Below are 26299 nucleotides of genomic sequence, written 5' to 3'. Positions count from 1 at the left end.
CACCTGACGCCGCGCTTCAGACTGCCGATGTGGCGGGCACCACCACGCCCGCGAACAGCTCCACCAGGCGCGGGTCGAACGCCGCGCCCGCCTGCGCGCGCAGCGCCGCGAGCGCCTGCGACGGCGTGTGCTGCCCCGCGCCGGTCAGCGCCTCGTACGCATTCACGATGCTGAACGCCCGCGCCGCCAGCGGAATCGCCTCGCCGCGCAACCCTTCCGGCGTTCCCCGGCCATCCCACCGCTCGTGGTGGTGCCGGATCACCTGCAGCGCCAGCGGCGGCACGCCCGGCAGCTGCCGCGCCACCTGCTCCCCCCGCACCGGATGCACGCGCGTCTCCCCGCGCGCCTCGACCGGCAAGCACAGCACCCCCAGATCGTGCAGCGCCGCGCCGTACCGGAGCGCCTGCGTCAGCCCGTCATCGGCGTGAAGTGCGCCCGCGAAGGCTCCGGCGAGCCGCGACACCCGCGCCGTATGCCCGGCAGGTTCGTCTCCGCGCGCCTCCGCCAGTTCCCCCAGCACCTCCATGGTCCGCCAGTGCGCGCCGCGCAGCGCCGTGAGGTGCCGCGTCCGCTCGATGGCCGTCTCACCCGCCGACGCGACCGCCCGCGCGAGCGTCAGGTCCAGCGGCCGGAACGGACGGCCCACGTGCCGCGCCGCCACCAGCACCCCCAGCGGCTCGCCCAGCGCGTCTGTGAGCGGCGCAGCAATCAACGTGTCCGCGCCCATGAACGACGCGCGCTCCACCCGCGCGTCCTGCTGCACGTCCGGGCTGAGCAGCACGTCCCCCGCCGCGAGCGCCGCCCACGCCAGGCCCCGACCGCGCGGCACCACCACCGGACCGTGCGCCGCGTACCCGCCCAGAATCGCCGTGGACCGCAGGAGGTCCGGCCCGTCCGGCGCGAGGAACGCCACGTGCTCCGTGTGCATCACGTGCAGCATCTCCCGCGCCAGAATCTGATGCATCTCCGGCTCGCTCACGGCCCGCCGCAGCGCCTGCGTGACCCGCGCGATCGCCTCGAGCTCCTGACGGCGCTCCCGGTCACGCGCGCGGTCACGGTGCACGCCCAGCAGCGCGCTCGCCTGCCGCCCGAAATCCAGCGCGACCTGCACGGCCTGCTCCTCGAACGCGTCGTCACTGGAGTAGCTCTCCAGGTTGAACTGCGCCGTCACCTCCCCGTCGAGCGTGACGGGCAGCATCAGCGACGACCGGACGCCCAGCAGTCGCGTCCGCAGCGGCTCCGGGAACGCCACGCCCCGCTCCCGCGAGGACGCGTCAATCCGCCCCACGGCCTCCAGCACCCCGGCGCGGTCCAGCACGCGCGGCCGCCCCGAGCGGTAGTTCGCCTCGTGCCCGTGCCACACGATCTTGCCGTGTTCGGTGTACCGGAGGCCCACCTGCTCCCCCGGCGTGCCGAACTGCGCGACGATCCGGAACATGTCCCCCTCGCGGACCGCGAGCGTGCCCGCCTCCGCCCCCGGCACGCTCATCACCGCGGCGTACAGCAGTTGCCCCCAATCATCCGGCGTGAGGTCCCGGTCGCGCGTCATCAGATCCAGGGTGGCGCGCACCGCGCCCCACAGCAGCTGCGTGGAGGCCGGCGCGGACGGCACGACGATCATGGTGGTCCGCGCGGAGGCCTCGGGCGTCACCGAATGGTGACGGCCCGCGCGCGCCACCACCACCTGATCGCGGCCCGCGGTCTTCGCGGCGTACAGCGCCGCGTCCGCGCGTTTGTACGTCGCGGCGGGCGCCTCGCCGGGCAGGACGTCCGCGACGCCCACCGAGCAGGTCACGCGGAGCGTCTGCCCGGCTTGCACGCGGGGCGTGCGCGCCGCCGCCCAGCACGCCTGCGCGACCTTCAGCGCCTGCGCGCCCGAGCGGCCCGGCACGATCAGCGCGAACTCCTCACCGCCCAGCCGGTACGCGCGCGTGCCCGGCGGCGCGCTGGTGATCAGCGCCTGCGCGATGCCCTGCAGCACCTCATCGCCGACGTCATGCCCGAACACGTCGTTCACGCGCTTGAAGTGGTCTGCGTCCACCAGGATCAGGTGGTCGCCGGGCCGCAGCGCCTCCAGGTGCGCCGTGAACAGGCGCCGGTTGTTCAGGCCCGTGAGCGCGTCGGTGTGCGCCTCCGCCTGCCAGCGCGAACGCACCTTCAGGACCTTCACGCGCTCCGCGATGACCGCCACCGTCGCGGCATACCCGACGGTGTTCAGCAGCAGCAACGGCAGGTACGTGCGCGCCAGCAGGTGCAGTCCGTCTGGCAGGAGCAGCAGGGACAGGCCGTCCACGCTGAACAGCAGCAGTGGCACCAGCAGCAGCGCCGCGGACGACGGCAGGCGTTCCCGCAGGCGCCAGCGCCGCGCAGCGTGCGCGACGAGCAGCACGAGCGCGGCGCTCAGCGCCGCAACCGGCAGTGTACCGGGCAGCAGGGCGGCCCGTGCCAGCAGGACCGGCAGCGCCGCGAGCGCGCCCCAGGGCGCGCCGTACGCCATGGCGACCAGCGCAATGGGCACCTGATTGGTGTCGATCTGCACGCCGCCGGGCACGTCGGTGGGCAGGGCGAGCAGCAGGACGGCGCACGCGCCGGCCACGAGCGCGCGCGCCGTGAGGACCCGGCGGGTGCGCGGCTCCGGCCAATCATGAATGCTCAGGCTGCTGACAAACGCCAGCGCCACCAGCAGCGTCAGGTTGAGCAGCAGGGTCATGAGCATGCGGACTGCTCTTCAATCTGCCACACTTCGCCGCTCCGCGCGGTAAGTTTGGACGTTCAACCGTCCAACTTCAAACCAGGCGCCGGGCACCACCAGCGGCGGCCATGTCGGCTGCCGGTCAGGCCTGCGGCAACTCCGCCACCACCCGCGTTCCCGCGCCGGGCGCGCTCGTCACACTGTACCCGCCGCCGCGCGACTCCACGCGCTCACGCATCTGCGTCAACCCCAGGCCGCCCGCGCTCGACACCCGGCCCGTCAGCGCCGCCGGGTCGAACCCCGCCCCGTCATCCACGACCGTCAGGCGCACCACGCCGCCGCCCGCCAGGTCCACCCGCACCTCCCGCGCGCGCGCGTGCTTCGCCACGTTGTTCAGGCTCTCCTGCAGAATTCGGAACATCACCGCCTCATCCCCCGGCGCGAGGTTCACCTCACCGCGCACCTCCAAGTGCGTGCGCACGCCATGCTGCTCCCCGAAATCCTGCACGTACCGGCGCACCGTCTCTAGCAGCCCGAACCGCTCCAGATCAATAGGCCGGAGCGCGAAGATCGACCGCCGCACCTCGCGGATCTGCTCGCGCAGGATCGTGCGGGCCGTGCGCACCTCCTCTTGCGCCCGCTCCGGGTTCTGCGCGATCTGCCGCTCTGCCACGTCCAGCTTGATGGCGCAGAACGCCAGCGACTGCGCCACGCCGTCGTGAATTTCCCGGGCGATGCGCGTGCGCTCCTCGCCAATGGCCAACTCCTCGCTGTACAGGTACGCGCGCGCGTTGCGCACCGCCAGCGTCGCCTGCGACGCCAGCAGCGCCAGCAACGGAATGCGGGCGTCCTCAAACGCGTCGGCGCGGGCGTCCCCGAGCACGATCACGCCCACCAGCCCCTCCTCGCTGCGCATCGGGAGGCCCAGCGCGCTCTGCGCGCCCGTGAACGTCGCGCCCGCCTCGTCCGGCGACGCCGTGAGCGGCTGCCCGACCTCCGCCACGCGCCGCGCGAACGCGCTCACCGCCCCGCCCAGGCTCGTGCGGCCCATCAGGTCCCGCGCCCACACCAGGCGCAGCACGCCGTCCTCGTCCCGCAGGTACGCGGCGCGCGCCGCCGCGCCCACCCGCTCCGCCATGGTGCCCGTCAGACGCTCCAGCAGGCGGCTCATGTTGCGTTCCGCGCGGATCGACTGGTCCACTTGATACAGCGTCACGAGGTCGCGCGTGCGGTTCTGCGCGGACTCCAACGCCGTGCCGATCTCCGCCGCGAGCGCCTGCGCGAGCGCCACGGTGTCCGCCTCGGGCGCCGCGCCGAACTGCAGCGTCATGTGGCCCACGGGCGCGCCCCCGCCCAGCAGCGGCAGCTCCAGCGCGTGCAGTGTCGCCGGGACGGCCGGCAGCAGCGCCCCGTGTGCGCGGCGCTCCAGGCCGCCCACCACGCTCAGCCGCGCCGCGGTCGCGCCGGTCGCACCACGCGCGCCGTTCACGGCCACGTCCATGACCGCCTCCAGGTCCTCGGCGTCCGCCAGGGCACGGAGCAGGTTCTGCACTGCCTCCAGCTGCTCGTGCGACGCGCTCAGCTCGCCGTACAGGTGCCGCAGGGCCCGCTCGGCCTCCTCGCGCGCGCGCATGCCCTCCGCGATCCACTCGATGGTGAAGAACGTGACCAGCGGCCCCAGCAGGCCGTAGAACGCGAGGTGCGCGGGCAGCTCGCCCTGCGGCCCGAACCGCGGGACCACCACCGTCTCGTACAGCACCACCACCAGCACGATCAGCGCCGGCAGGAAATTCCGCGCGAAGCGCACGCGCGTCGACAGCGGCGTACGCGACAGGGGAGACTCCGAAGCACTCACCCGCTCAGTCTAGAGGGGCCTCCCCGTCCGCCATGTCCCTGTCCGCCTCGTCGGCGCTCGGGTCCACCAGCATCGAACGCATGGGCGGCAGGTCCCGGTCCGGCTGCCGCGCTGCCCAGCGCGCCTGCTGCAGCAACCCGCGCACCAGTCGCACCTCCGGCGTCGACAGCTGTGCGCGGTCCAGCGCCGCCCGCCACAACCGCATCGTGTGCCGCCCACGCACGTCGTCGGTGTACCCGACCTCCAGCATCGTCGTGTACAGGTGCGCGTACATGCCCTCGTACTCCGCGCGGTCCGCGACCTTGCGCGCCACCACCGTGTCGTCCCCGCCCTGCAGAAACTCGTAACACACCAGCAGCACCGCCTGCGCGAGGTTCAGGCTTGCGTACTCCCCGGTGGGAATTCGCACCGTCGCCTGGCACAGCTGCAGGTCGTCACTGGACAGCCCCGTTTCCTCCGGGCCGAACACCAGCGCCGGACGCGCCGCCGCGCGCACCATTGGCCTCAACGTGGCCGGCGTGCGCGGCGGCGGCAGGTCCGAACGTTCCCGCGCGCTCGTGCCCACCGCCACGTCACGGTCCGCGAGCGCTTCCGCGAGCGTCCCGTACACCCGGGCGTTCTCCAGCAGGCCCGCGGCGTGCACCGCCAGCGCGCGCGCCTCGCTCGACAGGTGATCGCAGCGCGGTGCGACCAGCCGCAACTCCGACGCGCCCATGTTCAACATGGCGCGCGCCGCCGACCCCACGTTCCCCGGGTGCTTCGGGGACACCAGCACCACCGCGAGCGTCACGCGCGCCCCCCAGCGTTCTCGAATCTCAAGGCCTTCACGAGCGCAGCGTAGCGCACACGCTCCCACCGCATCCCCGCGTCAGGTGAGGGTCAGCAATCGTAACCGGCACCCTTTGTGAACAAAGTCATCAGAACAGGCCACGCACGCTGGAATCGATTCCCACCCTACGCTACCCTCATGACTCACCCCGCGTTCGAAAGCAAGGAAATCGGCCCGCAGGTGCTCGCGTACCCCGACCTCGCGGACCGCTGGCGCACCGCCGCCCAGCAGGGCGCGATCAAAAACCTCGGACGCTACACCGCCATCCTCGACGCCGACCTCGCCAGCGCCGTCCGCGCCACCCTGCCCAACCTTACCGCCTACGCCTACGACGTGCACGGCGGAGCCATCCAGCCCACCCCCCGCTAACCCGCAACCGTAAACGAAACCCCCACTGCGCGCCCCTCCCACCCGGGGGCGCGCGCCGCTTACCCTGACCGCATGACCCACCCCGTCGTGCTTCTCCACGCCTACCCCCTTGCCGCCCCCATGTGGGATGACCAGATCCGCGCCCTCCGCGCCGCCGGACGCACCCCCATCGCCCCGAACCTCCCCGGCTTCGGCGGCGCGCCCGGCGCCATCCAGAGCCTCCCCGTCACCGCCGCCACCCTCCTGAACGACCTGCCCGACGGCCCCTTCGACCTCGTCGGCCTCAGCATGGGCGGCTACCTCGCCCTTGAGGTTCTCCACCAAGCGCCGGGCCGCGTCCACCGCCTCGTCCTCGCCGACACCACCGCCCGCGCCGACACCGACGAACGCCGCGCCACCCGCCACGCCCAGGCCGAACGCGCCCTGCACGAAGGCACCACTTTCCTGCAGGACACCGCCCGTGACGAACAGCGCCCCGGCACGTACGCCCGCACGCGCCCCCTTATCGCCACCGCCACTCCCGAAGGCGTCGCCGGCGCCCTGCGCGCCATGGCCGCCCGCCCCGACCACCGCCCCACCCTCACCGCCCGGTCCGCCACCGAAAAACCCACCCTCGCCCTCGTCGGCGCGAACGACCCCATTACCCCGCCCGACCTCGCGCAGGAACTCGCCGACCTCACGTACGGCCGCCTCCACGTCATCCCCGACGCCGGACACCTCGCGAACCTCGACCAGCCGGCCGCCTTCACCGCCGCGCTGCTCGACTTCCTGCGCGAGTGACCCACCACAAGGTGGTGGCCCCGGCCGACCGGAGCCACCACCCCCGCGCCCGTCAGCGCGCGGGCGTCACGTCCGCCGACCGACCCATCACGCGCTCATACAACAGCCCGTACTGCCGCGCGGGCCCCGCCCACGAGAAATCCATCCCCATCGCGCGCGCCACCCGCGCCCCCCACACCTTCGGTTTCGCCAGCGCCGCGCGCGCCTCCGCCATCGAACCCACCAGCGCCTCCGGCGCCTCCGCCCCGAACAGGAACCCGACATCGCCCGGAACGGTATCCCGCAACCCCCCCGTATCCCGCACGACCGGCAACGTCCCGTACCGCATGGAAATCATCTGCGACAACCCGCACGGCTCGAATCGGCTCGGCATCAGGAACACGTCCGCCCCCGCATACAATCGGTGCGCCAGCGCCTCCTGCATTCCCGACATGTACCGCACGCGCGGATGATGTCCCCACCCGGTCAGCGCCGCCTCCAGCAACGGATCGCCGCTCCCCAGCACCAGCACGTTCCAGTCGCGCGTCAGCTGCGGCAACGCCTGCACCAGCACATCAATGCCTTTCTGCTCCACCAGGCGGCTCACCACCGCCGCGATCGGCGCGTCATCCAGCCCGAACTCCGCACGCAGCCGCGCCGAGTTCGGCGCCTTGCCACGCAAATCCCCGAACGGCACGACGTCCGCATCCGCCCGCGGGTCCCAGCGCACCTGGTCCAACCCGTTCACGATGCCGTGCAGCGCCCCATGCAGCGCGCGTGCCCGCAGCACTCCATGCAGTCCCTCACCGAACTCCGGCGTCGTCACCTCATGCGCGTACGTCGGACTCACCGTCGTCACCGCGTCCGCGAACACCAGCCCGCCCTTCATCAGGTTCACGCCGCCGTAATACTCCAGCCCCTCCGGCGAGAACGCCGAACCCGGCAGCTCCGTCACGCTCGCCAGATCCATGCTCCAGCGCCCCTGGTACTGCAGGTTATGCACCGTGAACACGCTCCGCAGCCCCACCTGACGCGCCCGCGCCACCGCGATGCCCGCTGCCCAGTCATGCCCATGCAGCAGCTCCGCACGCACCCCCGCCGCCGCCAACGCCGGCAGCAGCTGCGCACCCCAGCGCGCGAACCGCGGGACGTCATCCGGCCCGTACAACCCCGGGCGGTCGAAATCCGGCCCGCCCAGGAACAAGAAGCGCACGCCCCCCTCCGCGCGCGCCTCCCCGAGCCGCCAGCCGTCCGCGCCGCGCCACACCTCACGCACGTCCTGCGTGATATCCGCGTACCACGGTGACACCACCGCCACCGGCACCCCCAGGGACGCCAGGGCGCGCGGCAACGCGTCCATCACGTCCGCGAGACCACCACTGCGAGAAAACGGAAACACCTCAGACGCGACATGCACGACCATCGGGAACGCGCTCATGCCCACAGTCTACCCGCCCCCCAACTTCACCCGCCGTTTGACAACCCCTCACGCCACTGGTATATTTCCTGTCGCTGCGCACCACGGGCTCTTAGCTCAACGGTCAGAGCAGTCGGCTCATAACCGATTGGTTGCCGGTTCAAATCCGGCAGGGCCCACCATCACACGGGCGGTTAGCTCAGCGGTAGAGCACTCGCTTCACACGCGAGGGGTCGTAGGTTCAAATCCTATACCGCCCACCACACAAGAACCCCGGCTCAGCCGGGGTTCTTCCTTTTGCATGACCTGGCTTCGTCGTTGCGCTTTCAATGGTTCCTCCTGCTCCGCGCGGGCCTGGGGCTGCACGTTGGTTCAGGCGTTTCTGCGCGTGCCGAGGGCGTGTGCGGAGGCCCATCAAATCGTCGCCAATTTTGGGGTCAACCTCGCTGCCGATCGGGTGCGTCGCGGTTCCTCGGATCGTGGGTGGGTCAGTAGGCCTTGGTCCAGGGGAGCACCGTGGACGCAGTCCAGATGGTTGGCGGGTGGCGATCGTTTGGCGTTCGGCCGTCCGTGGTAAGGGTTTGCTGAGTCCTGGCACGAGCGGGAGGGGCACAGGTCAGGCTGCGTGGGGTCGTCTGCGGGCGTTGTGCCCTGAGGCTTTGTCTGCACAACTGACCCTAAGTGAGGACTCTTTTCATCATTCCTGAAGTCATCAAGCTAAAATAAAGATAAGTACCAGATACACCAATATTTCTCATCAAGGAGGTGTCCTGCATGACCATCAAACGCCATTACGACGTGCTCGTCCGCAACCCCTTCCCTCACCACTGGTTGTGTGGAGACGCCGCGGTCAAGGTCGACCGCCACGGCGACACCCTGGTATTCACCTCCTACGCCGAGGGCCCCGCTCAGCCCTTCAGCGTTCAGTGGCCGATCCCCAGCCACTGGGACGGCACGTATGGCTTTTACGAAGTCGAGCCGCCCCTGCGCATCACCGAGGCTCAGTACCGCGCGCTCATCAGCGCGGCTGGCCCTGCGTTGCTCGCCTCTGCCTGAGTCAGCCTGCGTCGTGCGCCACAACATAGAGGACCAAGCCTGAGCTTCTGAGGAATAACAGAAATGCACCTTTTGTCTTTCAGGAAGCCTTAAGGTAAAGTGAAGTACTTCAATCAGGAGGTCCCCCCATGGCCCGCATGCTCGCTGGCTGGCTCGCTCTGTTTCGCTCCCCCCGTCATGTCCGCCCGGTCCGTCCGCCATCCCGCCCCATCGACGCGCTCGACCTGCTCCGCGCGCTCGGCTGCGACGAATAACCTGCGCGACCGCCCCTCGCCACACGAACGCCGTTCCCGGCGTCACACCCATCGCCCGCTCGTGGACGCGCCTCTTATGCTAAACGCATGAGCTACCGCATCAAGATGTCCGAGGAGCGCGCCGGCGGCCTGACAGCAGAACTGTACGCGATCTGCAAAGTCACCAGCCAGCTCGTGCAGCAGCCGGAAACGCACTTCCGCGAGGTCTACGCCGACACCGGACAGCGGCAAATCAAATTCACGCTCGACAACGACAGCGTCATGCTCGAACCCGGCATTCTGTCGTACGCGCAGGGCCGCCTGAACTTCCAGGTGGTGCAGCAGCAAGCTGGGAACTTCCTGAGCCGCGCCGTCCGCAGCGCCGGCAGCGGCGAGTCGGCGTTCGGGACGCTCGTGAGCGGCACCGGCGTCCTCTGGACGGAACCAACCCGCAAGCACTTCATTTTCGCGGTCATGGAAGGGCAGGACAGCATGCTCATCGATGACCGCGCGTACTACGCGGCGCAGGGCAGCCTGCGGCTCAGCACGCACACGCACAAGAAGGTCCAGGGGGCACTCAGCGGCAACGGCCTGATGCAACCCCGCCTGGACGGCGCAGGCCTCTTCGTCATCGAAAGTCCGGTGAGTGTGCACGAAGTGGAAGTCCTTGACGTGCGGGCCGGTGAGACCGTCACCGTCGACGGCGACATGATGCTGATGTACAGCGGCACCATGGACCCGCAACTCGGGCCGCTCGTGCGGGGCCTGCGCAACGCCGCCCGCAGTGGCGAGGGGCTGGTGTACACGCTGCATGGTCCGGGTCAGGTGTTCCTGACGCCGACGCACATCAGCGCCGGCAGTCTCGCCTGACCCGCCCGAGCATGAGGCGCGGCGGCGAGCACCGAATATGACAGCTGAACCAGCCGAGACCCAGAGCGCAGACGGGCCTCGGCTGGTCAGTCCGCGGCCTGCGCGTCGACGTACGGGAGGTGGTGGGCGGTGGTGTCCACGAGCGCGCCGAAACGCAGGTGCCGCTGGCAGATGAACCACAGCTCGTCGCGGTCGTTGGCGAGCACGAAGTACGCGTCGCTGGTTTCGCTGGGGTTGTAGACCGCCACGACGCGGTACAGGCGGTCGGTGCTGAAGCCGCTGTCGAGCGGTTTCGGGACGGGCGCACGGGGCCCGTCGAGTTGCTCCACGCGGACGAACAGGTGCGGGTGAAAGGCGAGCATGCCCTCAGGGTGCCGCGCCGCGCGAGGACGGAACCGCACGCGCTCACACAGGATGAACCGCCGCTCAAGGCCCCCTGCAGGCTCAATCAAGAAAAGAAGGGAAGCCGTGGTGGCTTCCCGTGGGGTCAGGTTTCCCTGCTCGCGCGTCCGTCTTTTACAGCGAGGTGGACGCCTCCCTCAGTGCACCCGGAGGGTGCGCCGGCCTGAGCTCAGGACCGACATCACATTCTACACGCAACTCACTACCCTACTGTGACGGGACTCCGTTTTCAAGGGTGCGCCGGGCGTCCCTTGTAAAGTTCGCCCGGTTTCCGGCGGAGGCGCGCGCTACACTCCGCGCATGACACGCCGCGATCAGGCGCCCGACAGCGGCGCCGGCACGCAACTCGCGCAGCGCCCGCGCCTCGCGCGGCCCCGGCGCTACACCGTGCTGCTCCTCAACGACGATTACACCCCCATGGACTTCGTGGTGTACGTCCTCGAACACCATTTCGGCCGCGACGAGCCCGACGCCACCCGCATCATGCTCGCCGTGCACCACCAGGGCCGCGGCGTCGCCGGCGTCTACACCCGCGAAGTCGCGGAAACGAAAGTCGCGCAGGTCACGCGCCTCGCACGCGCACAGGGCTACCCGCTCGAACTCCTCGCGGAGCCCGAGAGCGCCGGGAACGGGGAAGACGCATGATGTTCACCCCGGACCTTCAGGCGGCCCTAACGCGCGCCCTGCACCTCGCCGACAGTTTCGGGCATGACCTCGTGACGCTCGAGCACCTCCTGCACGCCCTCACCGAGGAGCTCACGGTGCGCGGCGCCCTTGCCGCGCTCGGCGCGGACCCGGTGGAGGTGCGCGCGGACCTCGAAGCGGAATTCGAGCAGCTCGAAGGCAACGGCGAGCCGCCCGAGCTGACGCTCGCGGTGCAGCGCGTCCTGCACCGCGCGGTCCTGCAGCTCCGCGCGGCCGGCCGCGAGGACACCCCCGCGGACGGCGTGCGCGTCCTCGCGGAACTCCTCGACGAGGAGGACAGCCCCGCCCGGTACGCCCTCGAATCGCGTGGCGTGACGCGCGTGGACGTCCTCGCGTGGATCAGCCACGGCCGTGCCCGCATGCCCGGCGCGAACGAGAAGCGCAGCGTCACCGGCGTGAATGACCCTGCCGAGGAGGGCGGGGCGGCATCCGAGCCGCTGGAGGCGTACACCGAGGACTTCACGGCGCGCGCCCGCGCGGGACAGCTCGACCCGGTCATCGGCCGCGACGCCGAGATCGAACGGGCCCTGCACGTCCTCGCGCGCCGCACGAAGAACAACCCCGTGCTGGTGGGGGAGCCAGGCGTCGGCAAGACCGCCATCGCGGAGGGCCTCGCGGCGCGCCTGACCGAGCCGGACGCGCCCGCGTTCCTGCAGGGCGCGCGGGTCCTGGCGCTGGACATGGGCGCCCTGCTCGCCGGCACCCGCTACCGCGGTGATTTCGAGGAGCGCCTGAAAGCCGTACTGGACGCCCTGAAGGGCGAGCAGGCGGTGCTGTTCATCGACGAGCTGCACACCATTGTCGGGGCGGGCGCCGTGCAGGGCGGCAGCCTGGACGCCGCGAACCTCCTGAAGCCGATGCTGGCACGCGGGGAGCTGCGCATCATGGGGGCCACCACCAACGCCGAACTGCGGCACCTGCAGCAGGACAAAGCGCTGTGGCGCCGCTTCCAGCCCATCGACGTGCCCGAGCCGGACGAAGAAACCGCCGTGCGCATCCTGCGCGGCCTCGCGCCCCGCTACGCAGCGCACCACGGCGTCACGTACACGGACGCCGCCCTGGACGTCAGCGTGCAGCTCAGCGCGCGGCACCTCCGCGACCGGCACCTGCCGGACAAGGCCATTGACGTGATCGACGAGGCGGGCGCGGCGCGCAGCGCCCGCGGCGCGGGCGGCACCATTGACGTGCCGGACGTGGAAGCGACGGTCGCGCGCATGGCGCGCGTCCCGGTGGGGCGCGTGAGTGCCGAACAGACCCGCACGCTCGCCACCCTCGAAACGGACCTGCAGGCGCGGGTGTTCGGGCAGGACGAGGCTGTGCGGCAGGTGGCGGGCGCCGTGAAGCTCGCCCGCGCGGGCCTGCGCGACCCGCGCAGGCCGCAGGGGGCGTTCCTGTTCGCCGGGCCGACCGGGGTGGGCAAGACCGAACTCGCGCGGGCCCTCGCGGACGTGCTCGGCGTGAACCTGATCCGCTTCGACATGAGCGAGTACGGCGAGGCGCATACCGTCTCGCGCCTGATCGGCGCGCCTCCCGGCTACGTCGGCTTCGACCAGGGCGGCCTGCTCACGGACGGGCTCGCCAGGACGCCGCACGCGGTGGTGCTGCTGGACGAGATCGAGAAGGCCCACCCGGACATTTACAACGTGTTCCTGCAGCTCCTGGACCACGGCACCCTCACGGATCACACCGGGAAGGTCGCGGACGCGCGCGGCGCCGTGTTCATCTTCACCACCAACGCGGGTGCTGCCGACGCGGCCCGCCCCGCGCTGGGGTTCGGGCGCGCGGACCGCGCGGGTGAGGAGAGCGAGGCCGTGAACCGCACGTTCACGCCGGAGTTCCGCAATCGTCTCGACGCGGTCATTCACTTCCGCGCGCTCCCGCGTGACGTGATGACGCGTGTGGTGGACAAATTCGTTGCGCAGCTCGCCGGGCAGCTTGCGGAGCGGGACGTGCGCCTCTCGGTCACGCCAACTGCGCGCGAGCGTCTCGCGACGCTGGGCTTCGACCCGGCTCTGGGTGCGCGGCCGCTCGCGCGCGTCATCGAGACGCGTCTGGCGCGTCCGTTGGCGGACGAGCTGCTGTTCGGCCGCCTGCAGCAGGGCGGGAGCGTGGTGGCCGACGTGAACGACGCCGGGGAGTTCACGTTCCGGGTTCGCCGCAAGACGCCCCGTGCGGGCGAGCCGCGTCCGGTCGACTGAGCGGCCAGCGAGGAGGCGGGCGGCCACCTGGCCGCCCGCCTGATTCATGGGCGGGTGCGCGTGCGTGCCGAGGTGGTGCGCGGCATGCTGGTGTAGATGCCTCAAGTGATCCTGCGTGAACGTGAAGCTGCTGATCTGCCCATCTTGCACCGCTGGCTGCATGCCGAGCGGAACGCCGCCTGGCGGGCGTGGGACGGCCCGTACTTCCACGTGGAGGACGCCCGGCCTCCGCTTGATCTGAGCACGTTCGTGGAGCAGCTGCGTACGCGGGCGCCGTCGCCGCATGCGCGCATCATTGCGGTGGACGGCGTGTGCGCCGGGCAGGTAACACGCTGGAGCGAGCCGCCGGCGAGTGGCGGGTGGTGGGAGTTGGGCATTGTCCTGTACGACCCGGTGTGCTGGGGGGGTGGGCTGGGCACGCGGGCGTTGCGGGCGTGGACGGCGCTGACGTTTCAGGAGACGCACGCGCACGTGCTGACGCTCAGCACGTGGAGTGGGAATGAGCGCATGGTGCGCGCGGCAGAGCGAGTGGGGTTCCGGGAGTGTGGGCGGGTGCGGGAGGCGCGGTGGTGGCAGGGGCGGCGGTACGACAGCGTGAAGCTGGATCTGTTGCGGCGCTCATGGGACGCGGACCCCGCCCTTAGCATGTCTTAAGGCATCTATATTTTAAGTTTAGGATGCCCTAAACTTATGGACATGATCCTGACCCGCCTGCACCCCCCGCGCCCCCCCCGGAGCCGCGCATGAGCCGCGTCCAGGCCACCCCCTCCACCCCGCCCACCCTCGACGAACGCATGAACACCCAGGCGTCCGCCGTCCTGCAGGGCCACAGCTCCCGCCGCGGTTTCGCACGCATCCTCCCGTTCCTCGGTCCCGCCTTCGTCGCGTCCGTCGCGTACCTCGACCCCGGCAACTTCGCCACGAATATCCAGGGCGGCGCGAAATTCGGGTACCTGCTGCTCTGGGTGATCCTCGCCGCCAACCTCATGGCGATGGTCGTCCAGAACCTCAGCTCCAAACTCGGCATCGCCACCGGCCGGAACCTCCCCGAAACCATCCGCGACCGCTGGCCCAAACCCGTCGTGTGGCTCTACTGGGTGCAGGCCGAACTGGTCGCCATGGCCACCGACCTCGCCGAATTCCTCGGCGCGGCCCTCGCGTTCCACCTGCTGTTCAACATCCCACTGCTGTGGGGCGCCGTCCTCACCGCCATCGTGACCTTCGGTGTGCTCGCCCTGCAACGGCGCGGCTTCCGACCCATCGAGATTGCCATCAGCGCCTTCCTCGGCGTGATCGTCCTCGCGTACCTCGTGCAGATCATCCTCAGCCGCCCCGGCATGGACGCCCTCGGCGGATTCATCCCGAAATTCCAGGGCACCGAGAGCCTGTACCTCGCCGTCGGCATCATCGGCGCGACCGTCATGCCGCACGTCATCTACCTGCACAGCGCCCTCACGCAGGGCCGCGTGCAGGCCCCCAGCGACGCCGAGAAGGTGCGCCTCGCGCGCTTCAACCGCATGGACGTCATCATCGCCATGAGCATCGCCGGCCTCGTGAACATGGCCATGCTCGCGTCCGCCGCCGCCGCGTTCCACACCAGCGGCAAGGGCGACGTCGCGGACCTCAGTGTCGCCTACCAGACGCTCACGCCCCTACTGGGCGGCGGCGCCGCCATCGCCTTCGCACTCGCGCTGCTCGCCTCGGGCCTGTCCAGCAGCGCCGTCGGCACCATGGCCGGTCAGGTCGTCATGCAGGGCTTCGTGGGCTTCCGCATTCCGCTCGTGCTGCGCCGCATCCTCACCATGCTGCCCGCCTTCGCAGTCATCATCGCCGGTCTCGACCCGACCGCCACGCTCGTGCTGTCGCAGGTGGTCCTGTCGTTCGGGATTCCGTTCGCGCTCGTGCCGCTCCTGCTGTTCACCGCCCGCCGCGACATCATGGGCGTCCTCGTGAACAGCCGCCCCATCACCGTCATCGGCTGGGGCATCGCGGCCCTCATAATCGGCCTGAACGTCTACCTGCTCAGCGAAACACTGCTCAAGTAAAATCCTGGCAGAACAGTGCGGGCGACTGAGGTCGCCCGCACTGGTTTTTCCCTCTTGACTGGTTTTCCCTCTTGACTTCGAGCGCACTCGAAGATCTACGGTAGGCGCATGCAGGCCACCGCGCCCCACGCGCCCGCCACCCTCAGCATCCGCGAGGCCGCCGAAACCCTCGGCGTCACCGCCCACACCCTCCGTTACTACGAACGCGTCGGGCTGCTCACCGGCGTCCCCCGCGACGCCAGCACCCACCGTCAGTACACGCCCCGCGAACTGGAGATGCTGCGCTTCCTGCTGCGCCTGCGCGCCACCGGCATGCCCATCCGGCAGATGTCCACCTACGTGGACCTCGTGCGCGCCGGTGAGCACACCCTCGCCGAACGCCAGGCGCTGCTCGCCGCGCACGAACGCGCCGTGGTCGAACGCATCGCGCAACTCCAGGGTGACCTGCAGGCCGTCCGCCAGAAACTCAACGTCTACGCCACGCTCGCGGCCCCGGACCTCGCCGCGCAGAAAGGATGAACGTCATGCAACACCGCCAACTCCGCGACCTCACCGTATCCGCCCTCGGCCTCGGCTGCATGGGCATGAGCGAGTTCTATGGTCAGTCCGACGACACCGAGAACCTCGCCACCCTCACGCGCGCCCTCGACCTCGGCGTCACCTTCCTCGACACCGCCGACATGTACGGCGTGGGCCGCAACGAGGAACTCCTCGGCCGCTTCTTCCGCGAAAGTGGCCGCCGCGACGACGTCGTGCTCGCCACCAAATTCGGGAACGTGCGCGGCCAGAACGGCGAACGCCTCGGCATCAGCGGCCGCCCCGAATACGTCCACCAGGCGTGCGACGCCAGCCTCCGCCGCCTCGGCGTGGACCACATCGACCTGTACTACCAGCACCGCGTCGACCCGAACACCCCCATCGAGGACACCGTCGGCGCCATGAGCGAACTCGTGCAGCAGGGCAAGGTGCGGTACCTCGGCCTGTCCGAGGCGTCCGCCGAAACGCTGCGCCGCGCGAACGCCGTGCACCCCATCACCGCCCTGCAGACCGAATACAGCTTGTGGACGCGCGACCCGGAAGACGGCATCCTGCAGACCTGCCGTGACCTCGGCGTGGGCTTCGTGCCGTACAGCCCGCTCGGGCGCGGCTTCCTGACCGGGCAGATCAACAGCCCCGACGACTTCGCGCCCGATGATTTCCGCCGCATGAACCCCCGCTTCCAGGGCGAGAACTTCCAGAAGAACCTCGACCTCGTCCGCGAGGTGCAGGACATCGCCCACGAGAAGGGCTGCAGCGCCTCACAGCTCGCGCTCGCCTGGGTGCTCGCGCAGGGCCAGGACCTCGTGCCCATTCCCGGCACGCGCCGCGTGAAGTACCTCGAGGAGAACCTCGGCGCGCTCGACGTGCACCTCAGCGCCGACGACCTCGCGCGCATCGACGCCGCGTTCCCGCGCGGCGCGGCCAGCGGCGAACGCTACCCGGACATGAGCAGCGTCAACCGCTAACCCGGCCGTTCAGCGGGCGTGAGCGCGGCCAGAATCTCGGCCGCGCTCGCCTCCAGGACGCGCGCGGCACCCTCGCCCGCCCACAGGCTCAGCACGCCCGCGTCGCCCGCCTGCGCGCCCGCCGTGCGCAGAGGCCGCGTCAGGGCGTTCTGCGCTGGGTACGGCAGGGGCGAGCGCACGGCGTCCATGAAGGCGTTGCGCAACCCACGCGCCGCCCGGCCACTGAACGCCCGCGTGAGGGCCGTCTGCGCGTGACCGGCGCGCGCCGCCGCGCGCAGCGCCGCGCGGTACGGCGCGGACGTACCCGCCTCGCGCGCCAGCAGGAACGCCGTGCCGCACGCCACGTCAAGCGCGCCCGCCGCGAGCGCGGCCCGCACGTCGTCGGCGCTCATCAGGCCGCCCGACGCGATCACTGGCACGCGCGTCACCGCGCTGATGGCCCGCACCAGCTGCAGCGTGCGCTCCAGTGCGCCCTCGCCGCCGTGCGTCCAGCCGCCCCGGTGCCCGCCCGCCTCCGCGCCCTGCGCGACGATCGCGTCCACGCCGTCCTCCGCCAGCTGCCGCGCCTCGTCGGCGTTCGTGGCCGTGCCCGCCACCAGTACGCCCGCAGCCTGCAACGCCCGCACCCGCCGTTCCTCCAGCCGCCCGAACGTGAACGTGAACAGCGCCGGCCGCACGCGCAGCACCACCTCGAACTGCGCGCCGAACTCCTCCTCGAACCGCACGGGCAGTGCCGGCGCCGCCAGCCCCAGGCGCGTGTGGAACGGCCCGAGTTCCGCCGTGGCGAGCGCCAGCGCCGCGGGCGTCACCTCCGGCGTGGGCGTCGGCACGAACAGGTTCACCGCGAACGGCGCGGACGTCCGCGCCCGCACGTCCGCGCACGCCGCCTCCAGCGCCGCGGGCGTCAGGTACGCGCCGCCCAGCGCCCCCACGCCGCCCGCCTCGCCCACCGCCGCGACCAGCGCCGGCGTACTCGGCCCGCCCGCCATGGGCGCCGCCATCACCGGAACGCGCGCGCCCAGGCGGCGCAGGACACTCAAGCGCCGTACCGCCGCGCCCGGATGCGCTCCACGATCGCGTCGCCCAGGCCCGGCAGGGCCGCCTCCAGCGCCGCGAGCGGCCCATAGAAGCGCGGCACGATCACCTCGCGGCGCGGCCGGTCCAGCACGTCCGCGATGGCGCGCGCCACGACGTCCGGCCCGGGCATCGGCAGCTTCGCGGCGGCCGTCAGCTCCGTGCGCACGAACCCCGGCGCGATCAGCGACACGTGCACGCCGCTGCCCAGCAGCTCCCGCCGCAGTGCCAGCGAGAACCCGCGCAACCCGAACTTGCTCGCGCTGTACATCCCGTGCGTCGCCGCGCGCCCCGCCACCGACCCGACGTTCACGATGTGCCCGCGGCCGCGCGCGCGCATTTCCGGCAGCACCAGCCGCGTCAGCTCGATCGGCGCGGTCAGGTTCACCTCCAGCACCCGCAACGGGTCCGGATCGTCCCACCACATCCCACGCGCGATGCTGATGCCCGCGTTGTTCACGAGCGCGTCCACCCGCCCGAACTGCGCGCGCGCCGCCTCGATAAGCGCCTCACGGTCCGCCTGCACGGCCACGTCCGCACGCCCCGCCACGACCCGCGATCCGCTCGCGTCCAGCGTCCGCGCGAGCACGCGCAGCTCGTCCTCGCGGCGTGCCGCCAGCACCAGCGCGTCCCCGCGCGCCGCCAGCGCCTCCGCCGCCGCGCGCCCGATCCCGCTGGACGCGCCCGTCAGCACCACCACTCGCCTGCTCGTCATGCCTGCATCGTACCCGCCCGCGCGTATGCTCTCCCCATGAGTGACGCCGCGTACACGCCCACCACCCTCGCCGCCCGCGCCGGAGAAGAAGCGCCGACCAACCCCAGCCGCCCCCTCGTGGAACCCATCTACCAGTCGACCGTGTACGCCTTCCCGGACCTCGACACGCTCGAAGCGAGCATGGCCGGCGACGGCAGCGCCTTCTACTACCGCAACGGCACGCCCAACGGCGCCACCCTGGAGCGCGCCCTCGCCACCCTGGAACGCACCGAAGCGGCCCTCGTGGCGGGCAGCGGCATGGCCGCCATCAGCGCCGCGCTGCTCGGCGTCCTGAAAACCGGTGACCACCTCATCGCCGACGAGCGCGTGTACGGCGTGACCGTCGCCCTGCTGCGCGACGAACTGCCGCGCCTCGGCATCCTCGTGACGTTCGTGGACGCCACCGACCCGGCGCAGGTCGAGGCCGCCTGGCAGGAGAACACCCGCGTCCTGCACATCGAGAACCTCACCAACCCCACCCTCACGGCGCCCGACGTGCCCGCCCTCGCGGAACTCGCGCATGCCCGCGGCGGGCTGCTGAGCGTCGACAGCACCTTCAGCAGCCCCGCCCTGTTCCGCCCGGCCGAGCACGGCGCGGACCTCGTGACGCACTCCGTCAGCAAGTACCTCAGCGGGCACAGCAACGCGTTCGGCGGCGGCGTCGCGGGCCGCGCGGACCTCATCGCGCTCGCCCGCACGCGCCTGCAACGTCTCGGCGGCACCATGAGCGCCTTCGACGCCTGGATGACCCTGCAGGGCCTCAAGACGCTGGGGCTGCGCATGCGCGCCCACGCGCAGAACGCGCAGGCGGTCGCGGACGTCCTGGAGAACCACCCGCGCGTGCGCCGCGTGCACTTCCCCGGCCTGACCAGCCACCCGCAGTTCAAACGCGCGCACGACCTGTACCCGGACGGGTTCACCGGCATGGTCGCCCTCGATGTCGAGGACGCCCCCGCGTTCGTGCGCGCCCTGAACGGCAGGGTGCCGCTCGCGCCCAGTCTCGCGGACGTGTGCAGCACCCTCAGCCACCCGTGGAGCACCAGCCACCGCGCGCTCGGCGACGACGACAAACGCCGCCTCGGCATCACCCCGGACCTGCTGCGCCTCTCGGTCGGCATTGAGGACATCGGCGACCTGCTCGGCGACCTCGAGAACGCCCTCGCGTAACCGCCCGGGCATGCGCCGCCCACCCGCAGCGGCTACACTCACGCCATGACCCAGGCCCACCCCACCCCCGACCCCGGCGCGGGCGGCGTCGTCTTCAACGCCCACGGCGACGTCCTCCTCGTCCAGTACGCCAACGGCGGCTGGACCTTCCCCAAAGGGCACCTGGAACGCGGCGAGACGCCCGAACAGGCCGCCGTCCGCGAGGTCGAGGAGGAAACCGGCGTGCGGGCCACCATCACCGCCCGCCTCGGCCTCACGCGCTATACCAACAACAAAGGCGTCCCGCGCGAGATCACGTGGTACCGCATGACCACCGACGCCGAAACGACCACCCTCGAAGGCATCTTTCAGGGTGGCGGCTTTCACGCGCCGGACGACGCTGAGCGCCTGTTAAGCTACGGTGAAGACCGAGCCTTGCTGCAACGCGCGCGGAACGCCTGAGCGTCCACGCGAGGAGGACGAATGCCCAGGTACGCGCTGGAGGGAACCCACCCCACCGTGAGTGACACCGCCTTTATCGCCCCCAGCGCCGACCTGATCGGCCGCGTCACCGTGCACGCCCGCGCCAGCGTCTGGTTCGGCGCGATCCTGCGCGGCGACATTGAACCCATCACTGTCGGCGAGGACAGCAACGTGCAGGACGGCGCGGTCCTCCACACCGACGCCGGCCACCCCTGCACCCTGCACGAGCGCGTCACCGTCGGCCACCGCGCCGTCGTGCACGGCGCCACCTGCGAAGCGGACAGCCTGGTCGGCATGGGCGCCATCATGCTCAGCGGCAGCCGCCTCGGGCGCGGCGCCGTCCTCGCCGCCGGCGCGCTCCTCCGGGAAGGGCAGCACGTCCCGGACGGCATGCTCGCCGTCGGCGTGCCCGCCCGCCTCGTCCGCCCCGTCCCCACCCCGGACAACGCCGAGCGTTACGTCCGCAACGGCGCGCACTACCGCGCGCAGGGCCTCCACGACCAGCCCACCGAAGGCGAGCCGCACGCATGACCGACGCCCCACCCAGCCTCCAGCCCATGTTCCCGAACGCCGAACCGATCCTCGCCCGGTTCCTGCCGCGCGGCACCACCGCGTACGCCGGCCTGCACGGCACCTTCGCGGACCTGCACGCCTTCCTGCACCACCTTCATGACCGCGGCTGGCACGGCTACCTGCACGCCACGCAGGACGGCACCGACGCGTTCGTCCTCGTGTACGAGGGCCGCACCGTCACGGCCGCCACGCAGACCAGCAGCGGCGAGGCGGCCCTCGGGGAACTCCTGAGTTTCTACGAGCAGGGCGCCACCCTCAACGCCTACGCCCTCAGCGAACCCTTCGCGCGCATCCTGAGCGGCGTCGGCAGCCGACCCGGCAAGTTCAAGCTCACCCCGGACTTCACCGGCCTGCACGCCGGACCGAACGGCGCCACCTTCTACGCCGGTGGCCTCGCCATCGCCAGCATGCCCACCACGCTGCAGTACGAGGGCGCCTTCCCCGCGCCGCAGCGGCCCATCACGCTGATCCTCCCGCGCAGCCTCGCCGGGTGGGCGCACCACCACTACGCCCTCACGCTGCGCGGCCGCGACGCCCTGAACCCCATCACCACCGTGAACCAGGCGTTCCGCGCGCAGTACGGCGCGCCCGGCCTTACCCTGCTGCGCGCCCTCGGCGAGCACCTCACGCCCGCCGAGTACGCCGTGCGCGCGGACGCCACCCTGCACGACCTGGAGGAACAGGTGCAGGCGCTCACCAAGGGGGGCTACGTCCGCGAAGCGTAAAGCCCCGGTGGGACGCGTCGTCGGACGCCGGACCCGCTGAACCGGAAACGCCGGCGGGGGCATGTGCCCCCGCCCGGCCGTTACTGCTGCGTGCGGAGCAGCGGGTCGCTCGGCAACTGCTTTTTCGGCTCGCGGAATTCGATGTTCTCCCACTCGCCCTCCTCGATCACCGCGAGGTTCGGGTTGCGGGCGCGCAGGCGCGCCACGAGGCCCTGCACGAGGTCATCTGGCGTGCTCGCCGCCGACGTGATGCCCACCGCGCGCACGCCCGTGAGGTCGAGGCGTTTCACGTCCGCGTCGGTTTCGAGGCGCTCGGCGCGGCCGCACAGGTCCCGCGCGAGTTCCAGCAGGCGCATGCCGTTGCTGGAGTGCGTGCTCGTCAGCACCAGGAACGCGTCCACGTTCGGCGCGATGTTCTTCACGGCGTCCTGGCGGTTCTTGGTGGCGTAGCACAGGTCCTCGCTGGGCGGCACGTGCAGGTTCGGGAAGCGGGCACGCAGGATGTCCACGGTGCGGCGCGTGTCGTCGACGCTCAGCGTCGTCTGCGTGAGCACCACGAGCTTGTCGGGGTTCGGGACCTGCACGGTGTGCGGGTCGTTCAGGCCCGCGCCGGTCTTGCCGAGCACGCCCACCAGGATGGTGTGGTCCGGCGCCTCGCCGCGCGTGCCGATGACTTCCTGATGCGTGGCGCTGTCGCCGATCAGCAGGATGGTGTAGCCCTCGCGCGCGTACTTCTTGGCTTCGGTGTGCACCTTCGTGACGAGCGGGCAGGTCGCGTCGATGACGCCTAGGCCCATCGCGCGGGCGCGGGCGCGGACGACGGGGGAGACGCCGTGCGCGCTGAATACGACCGTGTCGCCGCCGTCAGGGAGCGTCTCCAGGGTGTCGAGGTCCTCGACGAAGTGTACGTGGTGTTCGCCCTGCAGGCGCTCGACGACGGTGTGGTTGTGGACGATGCTGTGGTACACCGTCACGGGGTTCGCCTCGCGCGCCGCGGCCTTCTCGACCGCCTGGATCGCCATGACGACGCCCGCGCAGAAGCCGCGCGGCTTGGCGAGGTACACCTTCTCGATCATGCCCTCAGTGTAGTGCGCCCCTGCGCGGTGTACGGGGGCGCCCGTCCCGATCCGCGCCTAACAAGCGTTCGCTAGACTGAGAGCATGAGCACCCCCACCCTCGACACCGACCTCGGCATGAGCTTCGCGCTCAGCGACGACCAACGCCTCATCCTGCAGCACGTCCGCGAATTCGCCCAGGCCGAAATTGCCCCCAAAGCTGCCGAACACGACCGCAGCGGTGCGTACCCGCGCGAGCAGCTCCGCGGCCTCGCGCAACTCGGCCTGCTCGGCGCCACCGTCCCCGAACGCTGGGGCGGTGCCGGCCTCGACAGCGTCACCTACGCCCTGTGCCTCGAGGAAATCGCTGCCGCCGACGCCTCGGTCGCCGTGATCGTCAGCGTCCAGAACGGCCTCCCCGAGCAGATGATCCTCCGCTACGGCACCGACGCCCAACGCGAACGCTACCTGCGCCCCCTCGCCGAAGGACGCCACATCGGCGCGTTCTGCCTCACCGAAAGCACCGCCGGGTCCGACGCCGCCAGCCTCCAGCTCCGCGCCGAACGCGACGGCGACCACTACGTCCTCAACGGCAGCAAAGCCTGGATCACCAGCGGCAGCCAGGCCGACACGTACCTCGTCATGGCCCGCACGGGCGGCGCGGGCGCACGCGGCGTCAGCTGCTTCATCGTCGAGAACGGCACACCCGGCCTCAGCTTCGGCCGCCCCGAGGAAAAAATGGGCCTGCACGCCGCGCACACCACCACCGTCCAGTTCGAGGACGTCCGCGTGCCCGCCGAGAACCTCGTCGGCGCCGAAGGCGAAGGGCTGATCATCGCGCTGTCCAGCCTCGACGCGGGCCGCATCGGCATCGCCATGCAGGCCCTCGGCATCGCCCGCGCCGCCTTCGAGCACGCCGCCCGCTACGCCCTGGAACGCGAGCAGTTCGGCCGCAAACTCCGCGAATTCGAAGGTGTCTCCTTCAAAATCGCCGACATGGCCGCGCACATCGAAGCGGCGCGCCTCGTCGCCCTGAAAGCCGCGTGGCTCAAGGACGCCGGCCGCCCGTACGGCCGTGAAGCCAGCATCGCCAAGCTGCTCGCCTCCGACGCCGCCGTGAACGTCACCCGCGACGCCATCCAGGTGTTCGGCGGGAACGGCTACAGCCGCGAGTACCCCGTGGAACGCCTCTACCGCGACGCGAAAGTCACCGAGATCTACGAAGGGACCAGCGAAATTCAGCGCCTCGTCATCTCCCGCTCGGTGTTCAACGAGTTCGGGCAGTGAGCGCGCCTGCCGCTGCTGCATTCATGACGACCTGACAGAACTCTGTTTACAATGAGCACGCAATGAAGAAACTCACTCTGATCGGCGCGGCCCTCGCGCTGAGCGCCTGCACCATGACCCCCTCGCAGCCCGTCGATGTGACCATCATCGGCGTCAACGATTTCCACGGCAACCTCGCGCCCACCAGCTTCCGCGTGCCCGACCCGGCCGACCGCACCAAGACCCAGACGGTCCAGGCCGGCGGCATCGAAAGCATCGGCACCATCCTCAAGAACGCGCGCGCCCAGAACCCCAACACCGTGTTCATCGGCCTGGGTGACGTCATCGGCGCCAGCCCCCTCGCCAGCAACCTCCTGCGCGACGAGCCCACCATCGACGCCATGAATCAGCTCGGCATGCAGCTCAGCGTCGTCGGCAACCACGAGTTCGACAACGGCGTCCAGGAACTGCTGCGCATCCAGAAGGGCGGCTGCAACAGCAACGACGTGACCCGCGCGTGCAAATACAACAACACGTACAGCGGCGCGAAATTCCAGTACCTCGCCGCGAACGTCGTCGACGAGAAGACCGGCCAGGCCGTCCTGCCCGCGTACAAGATCCTCAACGTCGGCGGCGTGAAGATCGCGTTCATCGGCGCCGTTCTCAAGGACACCCCCACCGTCGTGACGCCCAGCGGCGTGGCCGGCCTGAAATTCACGGACGAAGCGCAGGCCATCAACAAGTACGTCCCCATCGTGAAAAACATGGGCGCGGACGCCATCATCGCGCTCGTGCACCAGGGCGGCGCCAGCACGGACGCGTTCGACGTCGTGAGCTGCAAGACCCTCAGCGGCGACATCGTGGACGTCGCCAAGCGCATCGACCCGTCGGTGGCGGCCATCATGACCGGCCACACCCACAAGGGCTACAACTGCGTGCTGCCCGACCCGAACGGCAAGGACCGCGTGGTCATCCAGGGTGACAGCTACGGTCACCTGCTGCAGCGCCTCGACCTGCGCGTCGACCCGCGCAGCAACACCGTCTTGGACATCAAGGCGTCGAACGTTGTCGTGGACGCCGCCAAGACCGCCAAGGACCCGGCCATGACCGCCATCCTGACGAAGGCGAAGAGCGTCACCGACCCCATCGCGAACACGCCCATCGCGACGCTCGGGGTGGAGCAGATCACCCGCGCCGCGAACGCCGCGGGCGAGAGCGCGCTCGGCGACGTGATCGCGGACAGCCAGCTGGCCGCCACGCAGGACCCCGCCAAGGGCGGCGCCGTCATCGCGTTCATGAACCCCGGCGGCATCCGCGCGGACTTCCCCGTGAACGTCCCCAACCCCAGCAAGAACGTCACGTTCGGTGACGCGTTCACCGTGCAACCGTTCGGCAACATCCTGACGGTCATCACGCTGACTGGCCAGCAGATCAAGGACACGCTGGAGCAGCAGTTCGACAACCCTGCTGCCGGGCAGACGCGCATGCTGCAGGTCAGCAAGGGCTTCGCGTACAGCTACGACACCACCAAGGAGAAAGGCAGCCGCGTCAGCAACATCACGCTGAACGGCGCGCCGCTCGACCTGAGCGCCAGCTACCGCGTGACGGTCAACAACTTCCTTGCGGACGGCGGCGACAACTTCACCGCGCTCAAGGGCGGCACCAACCGCCTGGGCGGCGACGTGGACGTGGACGCGTTCGCGGCGTACGTCAAGGCGAACGCGGTGAACCTGAGCGGTCAGGTCCAGAACCGCATCACCAAACTGCAGTAAGGTCACCGGAGCAGGGGCCCGCGACGCGCGGGCCCCTGCTCGGCGTTAGCGCCGTTGGCGGAGCAGCGCCGTCAACTGCTGCCGCAGGGCGTTCATGACGGGCGCGCTGCGCAGCGCCGCGACGAGCGCGCGTTCCAGGTGGTGTTCGCTGCCGCGCAGGGCGTCTTCGAGGTGCGCGCGGATGGTGGGGTGGAGGTGCCCGGCGGTGGTGAGGGCGTCGCGCAGGACGTCGTCCACGGGCAGGCGGGCGTGTTCCTCGCCGTGGGCGTTGATGACCTGGACGAGGGCGCGGTCGCGTTCGTCCGGGATAACCTGCGCGTGGAGGGGCTGGCCGGCGTGGCGGCTGATCTGTTCGATAGTGGGCAGCAGGGCGGCGACGAGGTTGACGGTGAGGCTGCGGCCGATGAGGTCCACGCGGGCCTGCTCGTCCGCGCCCGCGTGGAGGATCTGGGCGAGGTGGCGGGCGAGGCGGTCGCCTTCGTGTAGGAGTAGGGGGTCGTGGGCCGTCATGCGCAC

The 26299-nt window shown here is 70.8% G+C and carries 25 protein-coding genes and 2 tRNA genes; 18 read left to right on the top strand and 9 right to left on the bottom strand.

All coding sequences use genetic code 11. From position 1 onward, the window contains the following. Positions 1-16: 16 nt before the first annotated feature. The 3 genes from DEIMA_RS12930 to DEIMA_RS12920 all read right to left on the bottom strand — a co-directional run bounded on the left by DEIMA_RS12930 (position 17) and on the right by DEIMA_RS12920 (position 5337). Entirely contained in the window at positions 17-2716 is a 2700-nt protein-coding gene (locus tag DEIMA_RS12930; protein ID WP_013557713.1) for a diguanylate cyclase domain-containing protein, read from the bottom strand. Positions 2717-2834: 118 nt separating this feature from the next. Continuing rightward, complete coding sequence (locus DEIMA_RS12925) at positions 2835-4547, bottom strand: GAF domain-containing sensor histidine kinase (protein WP_043816744.1); 1713 nt, start codon at positions 4545-4547, stop codon at positions 2835-2837. 4 nt (positions 4548-4551) lie between these two features. Then, positions 4552-5337 carry an RNA methyltransferase gene (locus DEIMA_RS12920; RefSeq protein ID WP_013557711.1) on the bottom strand — a complete coding sequence of 262 codons (786 nt, stop codon included), beginning with the start codon at positions 5335-5337 and terminating at the stop codon, positions 4552-4554. Positions 5338-5514: 177 nt separating this feature from the next. Between DEIMA_RS12920 and DEIMA_RS12915 the strand changes: the two genes are divergently transcribed. Then, a complete protein-coding gene (locus DEIMA_RS12915) occupies positions 5515-5745 on the top strand; it encodes a hypothetical protein (protein WP_013557710.1) in 231 nt (76 codons plus the stop codon). Between the two features lie 72 nt (positions 5746-5817). Beyond that, positions 5818-6525 (top strand): alpha/beta fold hydrolase, encoded by a 708-nt coding sequence (locus DEIMA_RS12910; protein ID WP_013557709.1) that lies wholly within the window; start codon positions 5818-5820, stop codon positions 6523-6525. Between the two features lie 52 nt (positions 6526-6577). On the opposite strand, the gene DEIMA_RS12905 is transcribed toward DEIMA_RS12910, so the two are convergent. Then, positions 6578-7942 carry a glycogen synthase gene (locus DEIMA_RS12905; protein ID WP_013557708.1) on the bottom strand — a complete coding sequence of 455 codons (1365 nt, stop codon included), beginning with the start codon at positions 7940-7942 and terminating at the stop codon, positions 6578-6580. Between the two features lie 85 nt (positions 7943-8027). Between DEIMA_RS12905 and DEIMA_RS12900 the strand changes: the two genes are divergently transcribed. The 4 genes from DEIMA_RS12900 to DEIMA_RS12885 all read left to right on the top strand — a co-directional run bounded on the left by DEIMA_RS12900 (position 8028) and on the right by DEIMA_RS12885 (position 10080). Beyond that, positions 8028-8103: transfer RNA gene (locus DEIMA_RS12900), tRNA-Ile, on the top strand. Between the two features lie 6 nt (positions 8104-8109). Beyond that, positions 8110-8184, top strand: a tRNA-Val gene (locus tag DEIMA_RS12895). A 511-nt stretch (positions 8185-8695) separates the two neighbouring features. Further along, positions 8696-8977 carry a hypothetical protein gene (locus DEIMA_RS12890; RefSeq protein ID WP_013557707.1) on the top strand — a complete coding sequence of 94 codons (282 nt, stop codon included), beginning with the start codon at positions 8696-8698 and terminating at the stop codon, positions 8975-8977. A 341-nt stretch (positions 8978-9318) separates the two neighbouring features. Next, on the top strand, positions 9319-10080 hold the full coding sequence (locus DEIMA_RS12885) for an AIM24 family protein (protein WP_013557705.1): 762 nt from the start codon (positions 9319-9321) through the stop codon (positions 10078-10080). Between the two features lie 86 nt (positions 10081-10166). On the opposite strand, the gene DEIMA_RS12880 is transcribed toward DEIMA_RS12885, so the two are convergent. Beyond that, positions 10167-10442 (bottom strand): hypothetical protein, encoded by a 276-nt coding sequence (locus DEIMA_RS12880; RefSeq protein ID WP_013557704.1) that lies wholly within the window; start codon positions 10440-10442, stop codon positions 10167-10169. A 340-nt stretch (positions 10443-10782) separates the two neighbouring features. On the opposite strand from DEIMA_RS12880, the gene clpS reads away from it, so the two are divergent. From clpS to DEIMA_RS12850, 6 genes are all read left to right on the top strand, one after another. Further along, positions 10783-11127, top strand: a complete 345-nt coding sequence (gene clpS / locus DEIMA_RS12875) for an ATP-dependent Clp protease adapter ClpS (protein ID WP_013557703.1) — start codon at positions 10783-10785, stop codon at positions 11125-11127. After that, the gene (locus DEIMA_RS12870) at positions 11127-13385 is read left to right on the top strand and encodes an AAA family ATPase (RefSeq protein WP_043816742.1); all 2259 of its coding nucleotides are present in this window, start codon (positions 11127-11129) and stop codon (positions 13383-13385) included. Before clpS ends, DEIMA_RS12870 begins: the two co-directional genes overlap by 1 nt. A gap of 96 nt (positions 13386-13481) precedes the next feature. Further along, positions 13482-14039 carry a GNAT family N-acetyltransferase gene (locus DEIMA_RS12865; RefSeq protein ID WP_013557701.1) on the top strand — a complete coding sequence of 186 codons (558 nt, stop codon included), beginning with the start codon at positions 13482-13484 and terminating at the stop codon, positions 14037-14039. 89 nt (positions 14040-14128) lie between these two features. Then, positions 14129-15430 carry an Nramp family divalent metal transporter gene (locus DEIMA_RS12860; RefSeq protein WP_013557700.1) on the top strand — a complete coding sequence of 434 codons (1302 nt, stop codon included), beginning with the start codon at positions 14129-14131 and terminating at the stop codon, positions 15428-15430. 108 nt (positions 15431-15538) lie between these two features. Further along, positions 15539-15949, top strand: coding sequence for a MerR family transcriptional regulator (locus tag DEIMA_RS12855; RefSeq protein WP_013557699.1), 411 nt, complete (start codon positions 15539-15541; stop codon positions 15947-15949). 5 nt (positions 15950-15954) lie between these two features. Next, entirely contained in the window at positions 15955-16935 is a 981-nt protein-coding gene (locus DEIMA_RS12850; protein WP_013557698.1) for an aldo/keto reductase, read from the top strand. On the opposite strand, the gene DEIMA_RS12845 is transcribed toward DEIMA_RS12850, so the two are convergent. Together DEIMA_RS12845 and DEIMA_RS12840 are read right to left on the bottom strand one after the other, a co-directional pair. Then, a complete protein-coding gene (locus DEIMA_RS12845; protein WP_013557697.1) occupies positions 16932-17975 on the bottom strand; it encodes an NAD(P)H-dependent flavin oxidoreductase in 1044 nt (347 codons plus the stop codon). The two genes, DEIMA_RS12850 and DEIMA_RS12845, sit on opposite strands and share 4 nt — an antisense overlap. Then, positions 17972-18724: an SDR family NAD(P)-dependent oxidoreductase gene (locus DEIMA_RS12840; protein ID WP_013557696.1), complete on the bottom strand. Its 753-nt coding sequence runs from the start codon at positions 18722-18724 to the stop codon at positions 17972-17974. The genes DEIMA_RS12845 and DEIMA_RS12840 overlap by 4 nt, the downstream gene beginning before the upstream one ends. Positions 18725-18760: 36 nt before the next feature. Between DEIMA_RS12840 and DEIMA_RS12835 the strand changes: the two genes are divergently transcribed. The 4 genes from DEIMA_RS12835 to DEIMA_RS12820 are packed head-to-tail and all read left to right on the top strand — an operon-like array spanning position 18761 to position 21690. Continuing rightward, on the top strand, positions 18761-19930 hold the full coding sequence (locus DEIMA_RS12835) for a trans-sulfuration enzyme family protein (RefSeq protein ID WP_013557695.1): 1170 nt from the start codon (positions 18761-18763) through the stop codon (positions 19928-19930). 45 nt (positions 19931-19975) lie between these two features. Next, the gene (locus DEIMA_RS12830; RefSeq protein ID WP_013557694.1) at positions 19976-20371 is read left to right on the top strand and encodes an NUDIX hydrolase; all 396 of its coding nucleotides are present in this window, start codon (positions 19976-19978) and stop codon (positions 20369-20371) included. A gap of 21 nt (positions 20372-20392) precedes the next feature. Next, complete coding sequence (locus tag DEIMA_RS12825; protein WP_013557693.1) at positions 20393-20923, top strand: gamma carbonic anhydrase family protein; 531 nt, start codon at positions 20393-20395, stop codon at positions 20921-20923. Then, positions 20920-21690: a hypothetical protein gene (locus tag DEIMA_RS12820; protein WP_013557692.1), complete on the top strand. Its 771-nt coding sequence runs from the start codon at positions 20920-20922 to the stop codon at positions 21688-21690. Before DEIMA_RS12825 ends, DEIMA_RS12820 begins: the two co-directional genes overlap by 4 nt. Before the next feature lie 80 nt (positions 21691-21770). Here DEIMA_RS12820 and ispH read toward each other — a convergent pair whose 3' ends face one another. Further along, a complete protein-coding gene (gene ispH, locus DEIMA_RS12815) occupies positions 21771-22766 on the bottom strand; it encodes a 4-hydroxy-3-methylbut-2-enyl diphosphate reductase (RefSeq protein WP_013557691.1) in 996 nt (331 codons plus the stop codon). A gap of 84 nt (positions 22767-22850) precedes the next feature. On the opposite strand from ispH, the gene DEIMA_RS12810 reads away from it, so the two are divergent. Further along, complete coding sequence (locus tag DEIMA_RS12810) at positions 22851-24032, top strand: acyl-CoA dehydrogenase (protein ID WP_013557690.1); 1182 nt, start codon at positions 22851-22853, stop codon at positions 24030-24032. 62 nt (positions 24033-24094) lie between these two features. Continuing rightward, positions 24095-25783, top strand: a complete 1689-nt coding sequence (locus DEIMA_RS12805) for a bifunctional metallophosphatase/5'-nucleotidase (protein ID WP_013557689.1) — start codon at positions 24095-24097, stop codon at positions 25781-25783. Positions 25784-25828: 45 nt separating this feature from the next. Here DEIMA_RS12805 and DEIMA_RS12800 read toward each other — a convergent pair whose 3' ends face one another. Next, positions 25829-26293: a hypothetical protein gene (locus tag DEIMA_RS12800; RefSeq protein ID WP_013557688.1), complete on the bottom strand. Its 465-nt coding sequence runs from the start codon at positions 26291-26293 to the stop codon at positions 25829-25831. Positions 26294-26299 lie beyond the last annotated feature (6 nt).

This window comes from Deinococcus maricopensis DSM 21211, assembly GCF_000186385.1.
Lineage (GTDB): Bacteria > Deinococcota > Deinococci > Deinococcales > Deinococcaceae > Deinococcus_B > Deinococcus_B maricopensis.
The sequence above is the reverse complement of the archived record's forward strand: the minus strand, read 5'-3'. Positions and strand labels throughout refer to the sequence as shown.

Bases quoted from the DNA above. Each gene is read 5' to 3' on its own strand.
- DEIMA_RS12930 (WP_013557713.1), bottom strand. From the start codon at position 2,716: ATGCTCATGACCCTGCTGCTCAACCTGACGCTGCTGGTGGCGCTGGCG.
- DEIMA_RS12915 (WP_013557710.1), top strand. From the start codon at position 5,515: ATGACTCACCCCGCGTTCGAAAGCAAGGAAATCGGCCCGCAGGTGCTC.
- DEIMA_RS12910 (WP_013557709.1), top strand. From the start codon at position 5,818: ATGACCCACCCCGTCGTGCTTCTCCACGCCTACCCCCTTGCCGCCCCC.
- DEIMA_RS12905 (WP_013557708.1), bottom strand. From the start codon at position 7,942: ATGAGCGCGTTCCCGATGGTCGTGCATGTCGCGTCTGAGGTGTTTCCG.
- DEIMA_RS12890 (WP_013557707.1), top strand. From the start codon at position 8,696: ATGACCATCAAACGCCATTACGACGTGCTCGTCCGCAACCCCTTCCCT.
- DEIMA_RS12885 (WP_013557705.1), top strand. From the start codon at position 9,319: ATGAGCTACCGCATCAAGATGTCCGAGGAGCGCGCCGGCGGCCTGACA.
- DEIMA_RS12880 (WP_013557704.1), bottom strand. From the start codon at position 10,442: ATGCTCGCCTTTCACCCGCACCTGTTCGTCCGCGTGGAGCAACTCGAC.
- clpS (WP_013557703.1), top strand. From the start codon at position 10,783: ATGACACGCCGCGATCAGGCGCCCGACAGCGGCGCCGGCACGCAACTC.
- DEIMA_RS12870 (WP_043816742.1), top strand. From the start codon at position 11,127: ATGTTCACCCCGGACCTTCAGGCGGCCCTAACGCGCGCCCTGCACCTC.
- DEIMA_RS12865 (WP_013557701.1), top strand. From the start codon at position 13,482: ATGCCTCAAGTGATCCTGCGTGAACGTGAAGCTGCTGATCTGCCCATC.
- DEIMA_RS12860 (WP_013557700.1), top strand. From the start codon at position 14,129: ATGAGCCGCGTCCAGGCCACCCCCTCCACCCCGCCCACCCTCGACGAA.
- DEIMA_RS12855 (WP_013557699.1), top strand. From the start codon at position 15,539: ATGCAGGCCACCGCGCCCCACGCGCCCGCCACCCTCAGCATCCGCGAG.
- DEIMA_RS12850 (WP_013557698.1), top strand. From the start codon at position 15,955: ATGCAACACCGCCAACTCCGCGACCTCACCGTATCCGCCCTCGGCCTC.
- DEIMA_RS12840 (WP_013557696.1), bottom strand. From the start codon at position 18,724: ATGACGAGCAGGCGAGTGGTGGTGCTGACGGGCGCGTCCAGCGGGATC.
- DEIMA_RS12835 (WP_013557695.1), top strand. From the start codon at position 18,761: ATGAGTGACGCCGCGTACACGCCCACCACCCTCGCCGCCCGCGCCGGA.
- DEIMA_RS12830 (WP_013557694.1), top strand. From the start codon at position 19,976: ATGACCCAGGCCCACCCCACCCCCGACCCCGGCGCGGGCGGCGTCGTC.
- DEIMA_RS12825 (WP_013557693.1), top strand. From the start codon at position 20,393: ATGCCCAGGTACGCGCTGGAGGGAACCCACCCCACCGTGAGTGACACC.
- DEIMA_RS12820 (WP_013557692.1), top strand. From the start codon at position 20,920: ATGACCGACGCCCCACCCAGCCTCCAGCCCATGTTCCCGAACGCCGAA.
- ispH (WP_013557691.1), bottom strand. From the start codon at position 22,766: ATGATCGAGAAGGTGTACCTCGCCAAGCCGCGCGGCTTCTGCGCGGGC.
- DEIMA_RS12810 (WP_013557690.1), top strand. From the start codon at position 22,851: ATGAGCACCCCCACCCTCGACACCGACCTCGGCATGAGCTTCGCGCTC.
- DEIMA_RS12805 (WP_013557689.1), top strand. From the start codon at position 24,095: ATGAAGAAACTCACTCTGATCGGCGCGGCCCTCGCGCTGAGCGCCTGC.
- DEIMA_RS12800 (WP_013557688.1), bottom strand. From the start codon at position 26,293: ATGACGGCCCACGACCCCCTACTCCTACACGAAGGCGACCGCCTCGCC.